The following is a 14,515-nucleotide window of genomic DNA, read 5'->3' on the forward strand; positions in this document are numbered from 1 at the left end:
TTCATGGGGTAGCTCCTTCGGGGGTAGAACACCCACACCACATCGGGGGAACAGTGGTGCGGATGTCGAGCACCTCGTCGGGCGCTGCAACAACACAAGGAAAAAGTCTTAGGGGTGGCGGCCTGCGAGCGGGGGGCTCGTGGCGCCGGGTCCAGATGTAACGACCGGGGCGCCGAGGTCATTCCGGGGATCGGCCCGGCATCCTCATCAAGGCGGTAGCCGGTCGGTCGTGGGGAGTGCAACGACCGGGGGGCCGGGGTCATTCCGGGGAGGCCCGATCCGTCAGCACCCACATCACGGCGGTGCCGGTCGGTCGTTCGGGGACTGTAACGACCGGGCGGGGGTGGGCATTCCAACCCGCGGGGCCTGCATCCCAACCCCCGAGGGGCGGGTGGTCGGCCGTGGTGCTGCGATCGTCAGGATGTGTAACGACCCCGGCCCGGCCATGATTCCAGCCCACGGGTGCGACCCGTCACAGCATAAAGTCGCCCATAGCACGCGTAAGCATCTGATCTGCGCAGGGCTGCAAACACCCCAAAACAGGTAAACCTCGCAGGGTTGGGCCCTCGTTGGCCTTCCTTGCGTTCACCGGGCCTTGATCCACTCGGGCTCATTGAAGTCGGGGTGTCTGGGTGGGTGGGATGCCCCGACTTCAAGGAAGTCGAGTCGATCATGAAGGCCGAGCGGGGCCTTGAGCATGCGAAACCGCGCCTCCGGGGCCGAGGCGCGGTTTCGGTGATGATGGGGGATGTGTCGGGTCAGGCGACGTTGCGTTGAGCCGGGACGGTCGACTTGTGCGGGCGGCCCAGGCGAGCCTCCAACCGTGCGACGTCGACCCGGGCGTGCCGGCGGTCTGCCAAGTCCTCCCAGCCGACGGCGAGCAGTCGCAGGCGCTCCGACTCGCTGAAGCCGCCCCACACGCCGTACGGCTCGCGCACCGATAGTGCGTGTGCGGCGCACTCGGCGCGAACCGGGCAGGCGCGGCAGACCGACTTGGCGGCGGACTCGCGACGCAGTCGGGAGGAGCCACGCTCGCCATCGGGGTGGAAGAACTGGGCGCTGTCGCGTCCTCGGCAGGAACCGAGTCGCTGCCAGTCCCACAGATCGACGATGGGTCCGGGCAGTCTACGTACGTTCGACATCAGCACCCCTCCTCCCGCGCGGCTCCGCGAGAATCCTTGTGGCCGGCATCCGGGCGGCGGGCCGCGCAGGCGCACCGTTCCCGGCCTGGATCTCCCGGTACCCGGGCTGTCGTCAGCTCACACGTCTGTGATCGAAAACGTCCGGGAAATTGCGGCTTTTGCCCCATCTGTCGGAAAAGTTCGAAGGATTGCCGGGAACCCCCTCCCCAGCCGACCGCGTCATGGTCTGCTCGTGGGCGGAGAGGAGACCACAGTGCGTACCGTTCTTGTGTGCGTTCGGACACCACTCGCGGCCCAGCACCTAGCTTCTGCTGCCGCGCGACTGGGGTTGTCCGCGATCGTTCGTACCGCCGTCTCTGATCCTGAGGTGATGCTGCGGCTGGCCGAGCGACCGGCCGACGTGGTGTTGGCCGACACGGCCCTCACCCGACCGGACAGCGCCGGCTTCGTCCGCCGGGTGTTGGCGCGGGCGCCGCAGGCGGCGGTGTTGTTGCTCGGCACCGAGGAGTCCGAGGCTGCGGCGGCCACCATCAGCGCCGGCGCCCGGGGTCTCATCCAGAATGTCGACCATGACCTGACCAGCGCGGTGGCGAAGGCTCTACTGCTGCTCACCGCGCCTGGTCGAGCCAACCGGCAGCGGATCACCGATCCGGCCCGCGACGCGGCGGCGGTGGGCGGCTCCGGTCGCTCCGGGCCGTCTCCGCGCGGTGCCGGCGAGCCCGGTTGGGCGGCTACGCCCGGCGACGGGTCGGCGGGTGTGGCGTCGGTGCCGGTGCAGCGGGGTGACGACGAGGCGGAGGCGACCGGTGAGTCGGGGGCGGCGCAGACCGACCAGGCCCGCCCCGCCCCGAACGCCCGCCCCAGCCGGGCGTCGATCGGGCTCACCGAGCGTGAGCTTCAGGTGCTGCTCGGCATGGCCGAGGGTAAGAGCAACGCGGAGATCGGCCGGGAGTTGTTCGTCTCGGAGGACACCGTCAAGACGCACGCCCGCCGGTTGTTCCGCAAGCTTGGCGCTCGGGACCGGGCGCACGCGGTGGCGGCCGGGTTCCGGGCCGGTCTGGTCGCCTGACGTACGCGCCGCGCGGCAGCCCAGTACGCGCCGCGCGGCAGAGCATCACGTGGTGGCGGTCGGGGCGCCCGGCTCGTCGTCGGTGCCTTCGGACAGGGTGTCGTGCACCCCGTCGGCGTACCCCCGGGCGTAGTCCCAGGTCACGTAGTGGTCCGGGTCGGGGTCGTACGCGGGCTCGTGCACCCGGGGGCGACCCGAGTTGAGCAGGTGCCGCAGGTTGCCGCGGAGCAGGTCCCAGTCGAAGTAGTGCGGCTCGCGGCAGTCCTCGCATTCGATCACCAGCCCGCGGACCCCGATGGGGGCCAGCAGAGCCTGGTAGATCTCCAGGTCGGCGAGGTCTTCCAGCACATCCTGCCGCTCGACGTCGGTCAGCGGATCCGGCGTCGCGTCGTCGCCCGGGTCATCCAGACCCGCGGTCGGATCGGCCGGGTCGCCATTGAACGGGTCGATGGGCTCGTCGTGCACCCCCTCACCGTAGACCCAACGCGGCGGGAACGTCCGCCCCCCGGCCTCCGGGCCGGGCCGGCCTGCCACGGACGGGTCGCCCAGCTCACTGGGTACGATGAGGCGACGTGCCGGCATCGTGGCGCGCTCCGGTGCCCGCCCGCGCCACCTCGCTGAAGCCCATCCGAGCAGCTCAGGGGAGCAATCGTGGAAAATTCGCCCAGCACCGATCTTCCGGCCGGCGTGGAGCACGCCGACCTGGGCGGCCACCTGCCCGAGCTGCCGGCCGGCTCCGCGCGGGTGGTTCCGCTCGGGCTCACCTTCGACGACGTGCTGCTCCAGCCGGGCGAGTCGGACGTGGTGCCCAGCCGGGTCAACACCCGGACCAGGCTCACTCGCAACGTCGAGTTGTCCATTCCGCTGCTGTCCAGCGCGATGGACACGGTGACCGAGGCCCGGATGGCGATCGCCATGGCCCGCCAGGGCGGCATCGGCGTGTTGCACCGCAACCTCTCCATGGAGGACCAGGCGCTCCAGGTCGATCTGGTGAAGCGTTCCGAGTCCGGCATGATCACCAACCCGGTGACCGCCAGCCCGGACGACACGCTGCGCGAGGTCGACGAGCTGTGCGGGCGGTACCGCATCTCCGGCGTTCCCGTGGTGGACGGCGACGGCCAGTTGGTCGGCATCGTCACCAACCGCGACATGCGTTTCGTCACCGAGCCGGACACCCCGGTCCGCGAGATCATGACCCGCACCCCCCTGATCACCGCCCGGGTCGGGGTGAGCAAGGACGACGCCCTGGCGCTGCTGCGTCAGCACAAGGTCGAGAAGCTGCCGATCGTCGACGACTCGGGCCGGCTGCGTGGCCTGATCACCGTCAAGGACTTCACCAAGAGCGAGCAGTACCCGGAAGCCAGCAAGGACGACGCGGGCCGGCTCCGGGTCGCGGCCGCCATCGGTGTGGGCGAGGACTCCTACAAGCGGGCCCGTGCCCTGGTCGACGCGGGCGTCGATGTGCTGATCGTGGACACCGCGCACGGTCACCAGCGGGCGGTGCTGGACATGGTCCGCCGGCTCAAGGCCGACGTGACGGTCGACATCATGGGCGGCAACGTGGCCACGTACGCCGGCGCGAAGGCGCTGGTCGAGGCCGGCGCCGACGGTGTCAAGGTGGGCGTGGGTCCGGGCGCGATCTGCACCACCCGGATCGTCGCCGGGGTCGGCGTGCCGCAGGTGACCGCGATCATGGAGGCGGCTCGGGCCGCCCGTCCGGTCGGCGTGCCGGTGATCGCCGACGGCGGCATCCAATATTCCGGTGACATCGCCAAGGCCCTGGTGGCCGGCGCTGACACCGTGATGCTCGGCAGCCTGCTGGCCGGCTGCGAGGAGAGCCCCGGCGAGCTGATCTTCGTCAACGGCAAGCAGTTCAAGACCTACCGCGGGATGGGGTCGCTCGGCGCGATGCAGTCCCGAGGCCAGGCCAAGTCGTACAGCAAGGACCGCTACTTCCAGCAGGACGTGCTCAGCGACGACAAGCTGGTCCCGGAGGGCGTGGAGGGCCAGGTGCCCTACCGGGGGCCGCTGTCCCGGGTCGCCCACCAGCTGGTCGGCGGTCTGCGGCTGGCCATGGGGTACGCCGGTGCGGAGAACATCCCCGATCTGCACCGTCGGGGCCAGCTCATCCGGATCACCGCGGCTGGCCTGAAGGAGAGCCACCCGCACGACATCCAGATGACCGTCGAGGCACCCAACTACCACACCCGCTGACCCACCACCCCCAACCACCTGGAGTCCCCCATGCGTGACGTGGTCGAGATCGGGCTGGGCAAGACCGCGCAGCGCGGCTACCACCTGGACGACATCGCCATCGTGCCGAGCCGCCGCACCCGGGACGTCGATGACGTCTCGACGTCCTGGCAGCTCGACGCGTACCCGTTCGGCATTCCGTGCGTCGGCCACCCCTCCGACGCCACCATGAGCCCGGCCTCGGCGGTGCGGCTGGGTCAGCTCGGCGGCCTCGGCGTGCTCAACGTCGAGGGGCTCTGGACCCGCTACGAGAACCCGACGAAGGTGCTGGACGAGCTGGCCGGCCTCGACGAGGAGGCGCGCGCCACCAAGCGGCTCCAAGAGGTGTACGCCGAGCCGATCCGTCCGGACCTGATCGCGGAGCGGGTTCGCGAGCTGCGTGCCGGTGGCGGCACGGTGGCGGTGCGGGTCTCTCCGCAGCACACGCTCGCGCTGGCGCCGGTGATCCTGGACGCCGGGGTGGACATCCTGGTCATCCAGGGCACCATCGTCTCGGCCGAGCACGTGTCGACCACCGATGAGCCGCTGAACCTCAAGGAGTTCATCGCCGACCTCGACCTACCGGTGATCGTCGGCGGCTGCACGGACTACAAGACGGCGCTGCACCTGATGCGTACCGGCGCGGCCGGCGTGATCGTGGGCATCGGTGGCGACGAGTGGTCGACCACCGAGTCGGTGTTGGGCATCCGGGTGCCGATGGCCACCGCGATCGCCGACGCCGCCGCAGCCCGCCGCGACTACCTCGACGAGACCGGCGGCCGGTACGTGCACCTGATCGCCGACGGTGACATCCAGACCTCGGGTGACATCGCCAAGGCGCTCGGCTGCGGAGCGGACGCGGTGATGCTCGGTGAGCCGCTGTCGCTCTGCGACGAGGCGCCTGCCCGTGGTGCCTGGTGGCACTCGGCGGCGAGCCACCCGTCGCTGCCCCGGGGCAGCTTCGAGGTCTCCGGTGAGCCGCTCGGCTCGATGGAGCAGTTGCTCTTCGGGCCGGCGGACGAGGCCGACGGTCAGCTCAACCTGTTCGGTGGGCTGCGTCGGGCGATGGCCAAGTGTGGTTACCGCGACCTGAAGGAGTTCCAGAAGGTCGGCCTGGTCCTCGACCGCTGACCTCTTGCACAGACGGCCGAAGGCCGGCCCCGCTCGGCGGGGCCGGCCTTCGTCGCGTTCAGCCGAGCGTCATTTCTCGACGTAGATGGTCAGGTCGGACATGTTGCGGTAGCTGGTCGCCGCGAAGTCGAGCGACTGGCCCCGGTTGTCGGCGCCGCCGGGGGCGGTGTCCATCTCCCAGTTGGCGTGGTGGAAGTTGCGCTCGCCGATGGTCTGGAAGAACTGCTGGAAGTTGATGTCGCCGTCGCCCAGCGGGGTCATCTGGTAACCGTTGGGGACGCTGCTGTCCCGGTCGCCGTCCTTGGCGTGGAAGAGCGGGAACCGGGTGGTCCGGTCGGCCACGGTGAGGATCGGGTCGAACAGGTCGGTCACCTCCTGCCCGGCCGGGTTGACGTACTTCTGGTGCTTGTAGCGGGCCACGTAGGCCCAGTAGATGTCCAGCTCGAAGAAGACGTACCGCGGGTCGGTGATCTCGAAGAAGTACTCCAGCCGGCGGATGCCGGAGGACCGGGTCTGCCGGCCCTGCGCGTCGCGCGGGCCCCGGTCGATCAGGAAGTTGTACGCGGCGTCGTGGTTGTGTGTGTAGAGCCGCATGCCCCGGGCCTTGGCCTGACGGCCCAGCTCGTTCCAGATGTCCGCAGCGGCGTCCCACTCGGCCTTGTACGCGCTGCTGGTCGGGTCGCTGCCGGTGCCGATGTTCTTCATGCCGAGTTCCTCGGCGATGTCGAGCTGCTGCTGGAAGGTGGCCGGCTGGATCGTGGCGTGGGTGCCGTTGGCCACCAGACCGTTGTCGTCGAGGATCTTGCGGATCTCGGCGGGGGTGATCTGCCGACCGAGGATCTCCGTGCTCTGGGTGTAGCCGGCGAACTCGATCTCCTTGTAGCCGATCTCGGCGAGTCGAGCGAGGACGCGCTCGAAGCCGTACGGCACCCCGCTGTCGTCCGGCGCGGCGGTGATCCGGTCGCGGACGCTGTAGAGGATGATGCCGCGGTTGCGGGCCGGGATCAGCGGCTCGACCCGCAGCTTGCTCGCGGCGCCGGGGTCGGCGAGCGCGGGCGTGCCGGTGGCGAGGACGGGCAGGCCGGCCGCGCCGATCGCGGCGGCGGCGCTGGCGGAGGCGGCGAGCAGGGATCGGCGGCTGAGCCGGCCGGTGGGGGAGGCGTCGGGGGCGGTGTGGTCTGGCATGGTTCCACCTTTCGCGACGGTGGTCGGAGACAGACACTAACGTCGGTCTAAGTCGAAAGAAAGTGGAGATCGACGGCTGCTTTTGCTGGTTTCGACGAAAGTGACTGATGGTCATCGATATAGGTCGCGCGGCCGGCAAGGCTGACTACGCTCGTCCTGACCGGAACGTCGCGGGAGGAGTGGGCATGGTCCCGACCGGGCGGAGACTGACCGTCGCCACCGCGCTGATCTGCGTCCTCGGGCTGGTCGCGGCCGGTTGTACGGGCGACGACAACGACGGCTTCCGGCCCGGCGCGGCGGACGTCGGTGACCCGTACGTGCCAGGGCGCGGCAACGGCGGCTACGACGTGACGCACTACGGCCTCGACGTCCGCTACGACCCGTCGACCGATCGGCTGACCGGGCGAGCCGTCATCACGGCCACCGCCACGCAGGACCTGTCCCGGTTCAATCTGGACCTGGTCGGCCTGGAGGTCCGCGCGGTCGAGGTGGGTGACGCGGCGGCCGACCACCGGCGCGGCGACGGCGAGTTGGTGGTCACACCCCGCGACGGCCTGCCGCGCGGCCGGCCGTTCACCGTGACCGTCGACTACGGGGGCGTGCCCACGGCCGTCGCCGATGGGTCGTTGGGCAGCGGTGGTTTCCTGCACACCGCCGATGGCGCGGTCGCGCTCGGCCAGCCCGATTCGGCCGCCACCTGGTTCCCGGTCAACGACCACCCGTCCGACAAGGCAACCTACGACCTGGTGGTGACCGTTCCGGACGGCCTGGCCGCACTGAGCAACGGCGTACCCGGGCCGAAGAGCAGCGCCGACGGCTGGACCACCTGGCGCTGGTCGGAGCGCACTCCGATGGCCAGTTACCTGAGCACGCTCGTGATCGGTGACTACCGGGTGGTGACCGGCACGCACGCCGGCCGACCGATGGTCACGGCGGTGGCGGCGAGCCTGCCGGCGAACGGTGGCGCGGCCACCTCGCTGGCCCGTACCGGCGCGATCGTCGACTTCCTGGCCAGCCGCTTCGGCCCGTACCCGTTCGACTCGTACGGGGGGATCGTGATCGCCGACGACCGGATCTCCTATGCGCTGGAGACCCAGTCCCGCCCGGTCTACGGGCCCGGTTTCTTCGCCGACGACCGACCCGACCCGAGCGTCGTCGCGCACGAGTTGGCGCACCAGTGGTTCGGCAACAGCGTCTCGCTGAGCAGGTGGAGCGACATCTGGCTGAACGAGGGCTTCGCCAGCTACGCCGAGTGGCTGTGGGAGGAGCACGACGGCGGCCGGAGCGCCCAGCGCAACTTCGAGATCCAGTACGCGGCGACGGACTGGGCGCAGCCGTCGGTCGAGCCGGGCCGGGAGCAGATGTTCGGCTCGGCCGTCTACAAGCGCGGGGCGCTCGCCGTGCACGCGTTGCGCCGGACCGTCGGTGACGAGCTGTTCTTCCGCATTCTGCGCACCTGGACGACCGAGCGGGCGGCGGGCAACGCGACGACCACGGACCTCGTGGTGCTGGCCGAGCGGGTGGCGGGGCGACAACTGCGACCGTTCTTCGACGCCTGGTTGGTGGGCGGCTCGGCCCCCACCCTGCCCTGACGCAGCCGCGCCAGCCGGTCGATATGCTGCCGCCTGCGAACGGCGGGTAACCGTCCGTTCGTGCGGAGCGGCGCAGGCCGCGACCGGCCACCGTGCGGGAAGGGTGTGGGATGCGGGGGACGCGGCACAGACTGCGAATGGGCGCTGGTCTGCTGGTGACCGGTGCGCTCGCACTGTCCGGATGCGACTCGGCCGCCCCGGAGGCAGCGCCTTCACCGAGCGCGTCCCCCACGCCGTCGCGGGCGTTCACCGCGGGCGCCGACGGGGTCGGCGACCCCTACTTCCCGACCTACGGCAACGGCGGCTACGACGTCGGGCAGTACACGGTGAAGGTGCGCTACGACCCGGCCAAGGACGAGCTGACCGGTACGACCACAGTGCGTGCCACCGCGACAGCCGACCTGTCGACGTTCAACCTCGACCTGGCCGGCCTGACCGTCAGCGCGGTCACCGTGGACGGCGCACCGGCAACCCACAGCCGCAAACGCAACGAGCTGGTCATCAAGCCGGCCTCCGGCCTGATCAACGGCAACGGGTTCGTCGCCGAGATCACCTACGCCGGTAAGCCGAAGCCGCTGAAGAACGAGACGCTCGGTGAAGGTGGCTTCGTGCACACCACCGACGGTGCCATCGCGCTGGGCCAGCCCGAGTCGGCCAGCACCTGGTTCCCGGTCAACGACCACCCGTCGGACAAGGCGACCTACGACTTCGAGGTCACCGTTCCGGACGGCCTGACCGCGATCAGCAACGGCGTTCCCGGCGGGAAGGCCAGCACGGGCGGCTGGACCACCTGGAAGTGGTCGGAGAAGTCGCCGATGGCCAGCTATCTGAGCACGCTGGTGATCGGCAAGTTCCGGATCACCACTGCCACGCACAAGGGCCGCCCGGTCTACAACGCCGTCACCACCACTGTGGCCAAGGGGAACGCGGACGCGTCCATCGCGCAGACCGTCAAGGTCGCCGACTACCTGGAGAGCGTGTTCGGGCCGTATCCGTTCGCCGCGTACGGCGGTGTGGTGATCTCCGACAGTCGGATCTCCTACGCGCTGGAGACGCAGAGCCGGCCGGTCTACGCGGCGAGCTTCTTCCGGCAGGGCGTGGACACCGAGGTCGTCGCCCACGAGCTGGCCCACCAGTGGTTCGGCGACAGCGTGGCGTTGGCCAAGTGGGAGGACATCTGGCTCAACGAGGGCTTCGCGACGTACGCGGAGTGGCTCTGGGCCGAGCACACCAAGGCGTACACCGCGAAGGCGGCGTTCGACATCCGGTACGCCCAGGTGCCCGCGCAGGTGTGGAAGACGCCGCCGGGCAAGCCGGGGGCCGAGCAGTTGTTCAGCGAGTCGGTCTACCAGCGCGGCGGCATGACCCTGCACGCCCTGCGGGTGGCCGTCGGTGACAAGGCGTTCTTCGAGATCGTCAAGACCTGGGCGGCGGAGAAGCGCGACAGCACCGCCACCACGGCCGAGTTCGTGGCCCTCGCCGAGCGCGTCTCCGGCAAGCAGCTCGACGCGCTCTTCGACGCCTGGCTCTACGGCACCAAGAAGCCCGCCGCACCGAAGCGGCTCTGAGCCGCGGTCAGTTCTTGACCACCAGGCTGGGGTGGGCAGCCAGGTACGCGTCGGCACGGCCGGCGCGGAGTTCGGTGAGGAACTTGCGACCCTCGGCGCTGAGCTGCTCGCCCTGGTAGGCGCTGCCCTTGCCGACACCTGAACCGGGCAGCCCGACCAGCGTGAAACGGTTCTCCGGCAGCCCACTCAGGGCGTACGCGATGTCGACGATCCGGCGTCCGCCCACGTAGACCAACGTGTCGCCAAGCGCGGAGACCACCTGGTCGACGCGCTCGGGTTGCTTGGCCAGGCCCTCGTCGAGGATCTTGCGGGTCATCGCCCGGATCAGCTGCTGCTGGTGACGCTGCCGCGCGTAGTCGCCGCCGGTGATGTAGCGCTGCCGCGCGTAGTCAAGCGCCTGCCAGCCGTTGAGGTGCTGGGTGCCCTTCTCGTAGACCTGCTGCGGCCCGGTGTACCCGCCCGGCGCGCTCTCCCGGTACTTGCCGTCCGGCCGGCGGTGCAGCGACTCGACCCGCTGGTCGACGTAGATGTCCACCCCGCCGAGGGCATTGACCAACCTGTCGAACCCGTTGAACGTGAGTACCGCGCCAGCGTCGATGCGCAGCCCGGTGTAGCCACTGACCGTGCTGCGCAGCAGCTCGTACCCCTGGGCTGTGCTCGGCTGTTTGGGTTTGCCCGGCACCCGGCTGCCGAAGCTCATCGCGTGCGTGAGCTTGGTCTTGCCGCCCTTGTAGCCGGCCTTCGGGAAGGCCGGGATGTCCACCAGCAGGTCACGGGGGAGCGAGAAGAGGTATGCCTGACCCAACCCCTTGGGCACGTGCAGCACCAGCACGGCGTCCGCGTGCGGCTCCCAGCCGGGCACGCTGACCCGGGTGTCCACACCGACCAGCAGGAGGTTGAGCGGGCCGGTGATGTCCGCCCCCGGCGGCGGACCGCTGGGGCTCGGGGTCGGCGTGCCGACCGGCGACGGGGTCGGTGAGCCGGCCACCGGGGTGCCGCCCGGCTTGCTGTCGCCGGTCAACCGGGTGATCACCACCGCGCCGGCCGCGATCAGCGCGACGGCGGCGAGGGCCGTCAACCCCAGCAGCAGCCACCGTCGGCGCGGTGCCATCGACCCGAGAACCATCCTGGATTCCTTCCACCCGTCTGGTGAACAACGCTCCGACGGGTGCTCCGGGTTCTGGCCGGGAGGCGCCGGGTCGGTCGGCCGGAGCATGATCGCGCGAAAAGTGCCGCTGGCGCGAGCGCTACTCGCGAGTAATGATGCCTCCATGCGGTACGACGTGGTCGTCATCGGGTCCGGCTTCGGTGGCAGCGTCACCGCGCTGCGCCTGGCCGAGAAGGGTTACTCGGTCGCGGTGCTGGAAGCTGGCCGCCGCTTCGCCGACGACGAGTTCCCGCAGACGTCCTGGCGGGCCCGCCGGTTCCTCTGGGCACCGAAGCTGGGCTGCTACGGCATCCAACGGCTCACCCTGCTCCGCCCGGCCGACCGGCGGTCCGGCGGCGGGGTGCTGGTGCTCTCCGGCGCCGGGGTGGGCGGCGGTTCGCTGGTCTACGCGAACACCCTCTACGAACCGCTGCCGGCCTTCTACACCGACCCGCAGTGGCGGGACATCACCGACTGGCGCGACGAGTTGGCCCGCCACTACGACCAGGCGAAACGGATGCTCGGCGTCACCACGTACCCCGTGCACACCGGCGCGGACCGCGGCATGCGCGCAGTGGCCGAGCGGATGGGGGTGGGGCACACCTTCCACGCCACGCCGGTGGGCGTGCACATCGGCCGGCCCGGCCAGCGGGTCGCCGACCCGTACTTCGGTGGCGCCGGCCCGGAACGCACCGGCTGCCTGCACTGCGGCTCCTGCATGACCGGCTGCCGGCACGGCGCGAAGAACACACTTGTCAAGAACTACCTCTGGCTCGCGGAACGGCTCGGGGTCACGGTCTGTGCGCTGACCACCGTGACCGCCGTCCGGCCCGCCGACGGCGGCGGGTACGAGGTGCACGCCGCGCGCACCGGCGCCTGGCTGCGCAAGGGCCGGCAGGTCGTCCACGCCGACCAGGTGGTCTTCGCCGCCGGGGCGCTGGGCACCCAGCGGCTGCTGCACGCGATGCGGGCCGACACCGCGCTACCCGGGCTCTCGCCCCGCCTCGGTGAGCTGACCCGGACCAACTCGGAGGCGATCCTCGGTGCCTCGGTGCCACGCCGACGAGCCCGCTCCGAGCGGTTGGACTACACCGAGGGGGTGGCCATCACCAGCTCGTTCCACCCCGACCCGCAGACCCACGTCGAGCCGGTCCGCTACGGGCGGGGCTCCAACGCGATGGGGCTGCTCCAGTCGCTGCTTGTCGACGGCGGCCCGCACCGGGTACGGCGCTGGCTGGGCAGCATCGTGCGACAGCCCCGGTTGGCCGCCCGGATGCTGTCGGTGCGCGGCTGGTCGGAGCGGACGGTGATCGCCCTGGTCATGCAGTCCGCGGACAACTCGCTGACCACCCGTTGGCGACGTGGCCCGTTCGGCCGCCGGCTGGTCACCGGCCCGGGCCACGGCACGCCCAGCCCGACCTGGATCCCGGCCGGCAACACCGCTGCCCGCCTGCTCGCCGAGGAGATCGGCGGCACCCCGGGCGGCTCGCTCACCGAGCCGTTCGACATCCCGATGACCGCGCACATCCTGGGCGGGGCGGTCATCGGAGCTACCCCGGCCGACGGGGTGATCGACCCCTGGCACCGGGTGTACGGGCACGCCGGGCTGCACGTGGTCGACGGCGCTGCGGTCTCAGCCAACCTCGGCGTGAACCCGTCATTGACGATCACCGCGCAGGCGGAACGAGCGATGTCGTTCTGGCCCAACCGGGGCGAGCCGGACCCCCGTCCGGCGCTCGGCTCCCCGTACCGTCGGCTCGCAGCCGTGCCCCCGCACCACCCGGCGGTCCCGGCGGACGCCCCGGGCGCGCTGCGTTACTGAACCCCGCCGCCGTCAACGGCGAGCCGGTGCCGGTGGCGGCCGTGACTGTCGGTAGGCTTCGTGCACATGAGCCTGCCTCGCCCTGTCCTCGTGGTGGACTTCGGAGCCCAGTACGCCCAGCTCATCGCCCGCAGGGTCCGTGAGGCGAAGGTCTACTCCGAGATCGTGCCGCACTCGATGCCGATCGCCGAGATGCTGGCGAAGAACCCCGCCGCGATCATCCTCTCCGGTGGCCCGGCCAGCGTCTACGCCCCGGACGCGCCGCAGATCGACGCGGGCGTCTTCAGCGCCGACGTGCCAGTATTCGGCATCTGCTACGGCTTCCAGGCGATGGCCCAGGCGCTCGGCGGCACGGTCACCAAGACCGGCAACCGGGAGTACGGCGGCACGCCCCTGCGCCCCCGCCTCCTCGACCCCGGTGTGCTGCTCCGTGACCTGCCGGCGGACCTGCCGGTATGGATGAGCCACGGCGACTGTGTCACCGAGGCGCCCGAGGGCTTCACGGTGACCGCCGAGTCGGCGGGAGCGCCGGTGGCCGCATTCGAGGACCTGGCCGGGCGTCGGGCCGGCGTGCAGTTCCACCCGGAGGTCGGGCACACCGCGCACGGTCAGGAGATGCTGACCCGCTTCCTCTACGAGATCGCCGGCATCGAGCCGACCTGGACGCCCGAGAACATCATTGACGAGCAGGTCGCCCTGATCCGCGACCAGATCGGCGACAAGGAGGTCATCTGCGGCCTCTCCGGCGGGGTGGACTCGGCCGTCGCCGCGGCGCTCGTGCACAAGGCGGTCGGTGACCAGCTCACCTGCGTCTTCGTCGATCACGGCCTGCTGCGCGCTGGTGAGGCCGAGCAGGTGGAGAAGGACTACGTAGCCGCCACCGGCATCAAGCTGAAGGTGGTCGACGCCGCCGACCGGTTCCTCGGCGCGCTCGCCGGGGTCACCGACCCGGAGCAGAAGCGCAAGATCATTGGCCGGGAGTTCATCCGGGTCTTCGAGGCCGCGGCCCGCGAGGTCGCCGCACACGGCGACGTCGAGTTCCTCGTCCAGGGCACCCTCTACCCCGACGTGGTGGAATCCGGCGGCGGCACCGGCACCGCCAACATCAAGAGCCACCACAACGTCGGCGGCCTCCCGGAAGACCTGAAGTTCGCGCTCGTCGAGCCGCTGCGCACCCTCTTCAAGGACGAGGTCCGAGCGCTCGGCCTGCAACTGGGCCTGCCCGAGGAGATGATCTGGCGGCACCCGTTCCCCGGCCCCGGCCTCGCCATCCGGATCATCGGCGCGGTCGACCAGGAGCGCCTCGACCTGCTCCGCCAGGCCGACCTGATCGCCCGCGAGGAGTTGACCCGCGCCGGCCTCGACCGGGGCGTCTGGCAGTTCCCGGTGGTGCTCCTCGCCGACGTGCGCAGCGTCGGTGTGCAGGGAGACGGGCGCAGCTACGGGCACCCCGTGGTGCTGCGCCCGGTCTCCAGCGAAGACGCGATGACCGCCGACTGGTCCCGACTGCCCTACGACGTGGTGGCCCGGATCTCCACCCGGATCACCAACGAGGTCGCCGAGGTGAACCGGGTGGTCCTGGACGTCACCAGCAAGCCGCCGGGCACCATCGAGTGGGAGTGAGCGC

General features: G+C 70.7%; 11 protein-coding genes. 7 read left to right on the forward strand and 4 right to left on the reverse strand.

Annotated features, from left to right (window positions below; all coding sequences use genetic code 11):
* Positions 1-758: 758 nt before the first annotated feature.
* The gene (locus tag IF46_RS0130270) at positions 759-1,142 is read right to left on the reverse strand and encodes a WhiB family transcriptional regulator (protein ID WP_030491821.1); all 384 of its coding nucleotides are present in this window, start codon (positions 1,140-1,142) and stop codon (positions 759-761) included.
* A gap of 253 nt (positions 1,143-1,395) precedes the next feature.
* On the opposite strand from IF46_RS0130270, the gene IF46_RS0130275 reads away from it, so the two are divergent.
* Entirely contained in the window at positions 1,396-2,211 is an 816-nt protein-coding gene (locus tag IF46_RS0130275) for a helix-turn-helix transcriptional regulator (RefSeq protein ID WP_030491822.1), read from the forward strand.
* 45 nt (positions 2,212-2,256) lie between these two features.
* On the opposite strand, the gene IF46_RS0130280 is transcribed toward IF46_RS0130275, so the two are convergent.
* Entirely contained in the window at positions 2,257-2,676 is a 420-nt protein-coding gene (locus IF46_RS0130280) for a DUF5319 domain-containing protein (protein WP_030491823.1), read from the reverse strand.
* A gap of 186 nt (positions 2,677-2,862) precedes the next feature.
* Between IF46_RS0130280 and guaB the strand changes: the two genes are divergently transcribed.
* Positions 2,863-4,425: an IMP dehydrogenase gene (gene guaB, locus IF46_RS0130285; RefSeq protein ID WP_030491824.1), complete on the forward strand. Its 1,563-nt coding sequence runs from the start codon at positions 2,863-2,865 to the stop codon at positions 4,423-4,425.
* A 30-nt stretch (positions 4,426-4,455) separates the two neighbouring features.
* Positions 4,456-5,574 carry a GuaB3 family IMP dehydrogenase-related protein gene (locus tag IF46_RS0130290; RefSeq protein WP_030491825.1) on the forward strand — a complete coding sequence of 373 codons (1,119 nt, stop codon included), beginning with the start codon at positions 4,456-4,458 and terminating at the stop codon, positions 5,572-5,574.
* 69 nt (positions 5,575-5,643) lie between these two features.
* Here IF46_RS0130290 and IF46_RS0130295 read toward each other — a convergent pair whose 3' ends face one another.
* Entirely contained in the window at positions 5,644-6,759 is a 1,116-nt protein-coding gene (locus IF46_RS0130295) for a sugar phosphate isomerase/epimerase family protein (RefSeq protein ID WP_030491826.1), read from the reverse strand.
* A gap of 185 nt (positions 6,760-6,944) precedes the next feature.
* Between IF46_RS0130295 and IF46_RS0130300 the strand changes: the two genes are divergently transcribed.
* Positions 6,945-8,351, forward strand: coding sequence for a M1 family metallopeptidase (locus IF46_RS0130300; protein WP_030491827.1), 1,407 nt, complete (start codon positions 6,945-6,947; stop codon positions 8,349-8,351).
* Between the two features lie 110 nt (positions 8,352-8,461).
* Positions 8,462-9,919 carry a M1 family metallopeptidase gene (locus IF46_RS0130305; protein ID WP_030491828.1) on the forward strand — a complete coding sequence of 486 codons (1,458 nt, stop codon included), beginning with the start codon at positions 8,462-8,464 and terminating at the stop codon, positions 9,917-9,919.
* Positions 9,920-9,926: 7 nt separating this feature from the next.
* Here IF46_RS0130305 and IF46_RS0130310 read toward each other — a convergent pair whose 3' ends face one another.
* Entirely contained in the window at positions 9,927-11,045 is a 1,119-nt protein-coding gene (locus IF46_RS0130310; RefSeq protein ID WP_030491829.1) for an LCP family protein, read from the reverse strand.
* 145 nt (positions 11,046-11,190) lie between these two features.
* Between IF46_RS0130310 and IF46_RS0130315 the strand changes: the two genes are divergently transcribed.
* On the forward strand, positions 11,191-12,888 hold the full coding sequence (locus tag IF46_RS0130315; RefSeq protein WP_030491830.1) for an FAD-dependent oxidoreductase: 1,698 nt from the start codon (positions 11,191-11,193) through the stop codon (positions 12,886-12,888).
* A 66-nt stretch (positions 12,889-12,954) separates the two neighbouring features.
* Positions 12,955-14,511 (forward strand): glutamine-hydrolyzing GMP synthase, encoded by a 1,557-nt coding sequence (guaA, locus tag IF46_RS0130320; protein WP_030491831.1) that lies wholly within the window; start codon positions 12,955-12,957, stop codon positions 14,509-14,511.
* Positions 14,512-14,515 lie beyond the last annotated feature (4 nt).

This window comes from Micromonospora chokoriensis (genome assembly GCF_000718555.1).
In the GTDB taxonomy this organism is placed as follows: domain Bacteria; phylum Actinomycetota; class Actinomycetes; order Mycobacteriales; family Micromonosporaceae; genus Micromonospora; species Micromonospora chokoriensis_B.

Bases quoted from the DNA above. Each gene is read 5' to 3' on its own strand.
- IF46_RS0130270 (WP_030491821.1), bottom strand. From the start codon at position 1,142: ATGTCGAACGTACGTAGACTGCCCGGACCCATCGTCGATCTGTGGGAC.
- IF46_RS0130290 (WP_030491825.1), top strand. From the start codon at position 4,456: ATGCGTGACGTGGTCGAGATCGGGCTGGGCAAGACCGCGCAGCGCGGC.
- IF46_RS0130295 (WP_030491826.1), bottom strand. From the start codon at position 6,759: ATGCCAGACCACACCGCCCCCGACGCCTCCCCCACCGGCCGGCTCAGC.
- IF46_RS0130300 (WP_030491827.1), top strand. From the start codon at position 6,945: ATGGTCCCGACCGGGCGGAGACTGACCGTCGCCACCGCGCTGATCTGC.
- IF46_RS0130305 (WP_030491828.1), top strand. From the start codon at position 8,462: ATGCGGGGGACGCGGCACAGACTGCGAATGGGCGCTGGTCTGCTGGTG.
- IF46_RS0130310 (WP_030491829.1), bottom strand. From the start codon at position 11,045: ATGGTTCTCGGGTCGATGGCACCGCGCCGACGGTGGCTGCTGCTGGGG.
- IF46_RS0130315 (WP_030491830.1), top strand. From the start codon at position 11,191: ATGCGGTACGACGTGGTCGTCATCGGGTCCGGCTTCGGTGGCAGCGTC.
- guaA (WP_030491831.1), top strand. From the start codon at position 12,955: ATGAGCCTGCCTCGCCCTGTCCTCGTGGTGGACTTCGGAGCCCAGTAC.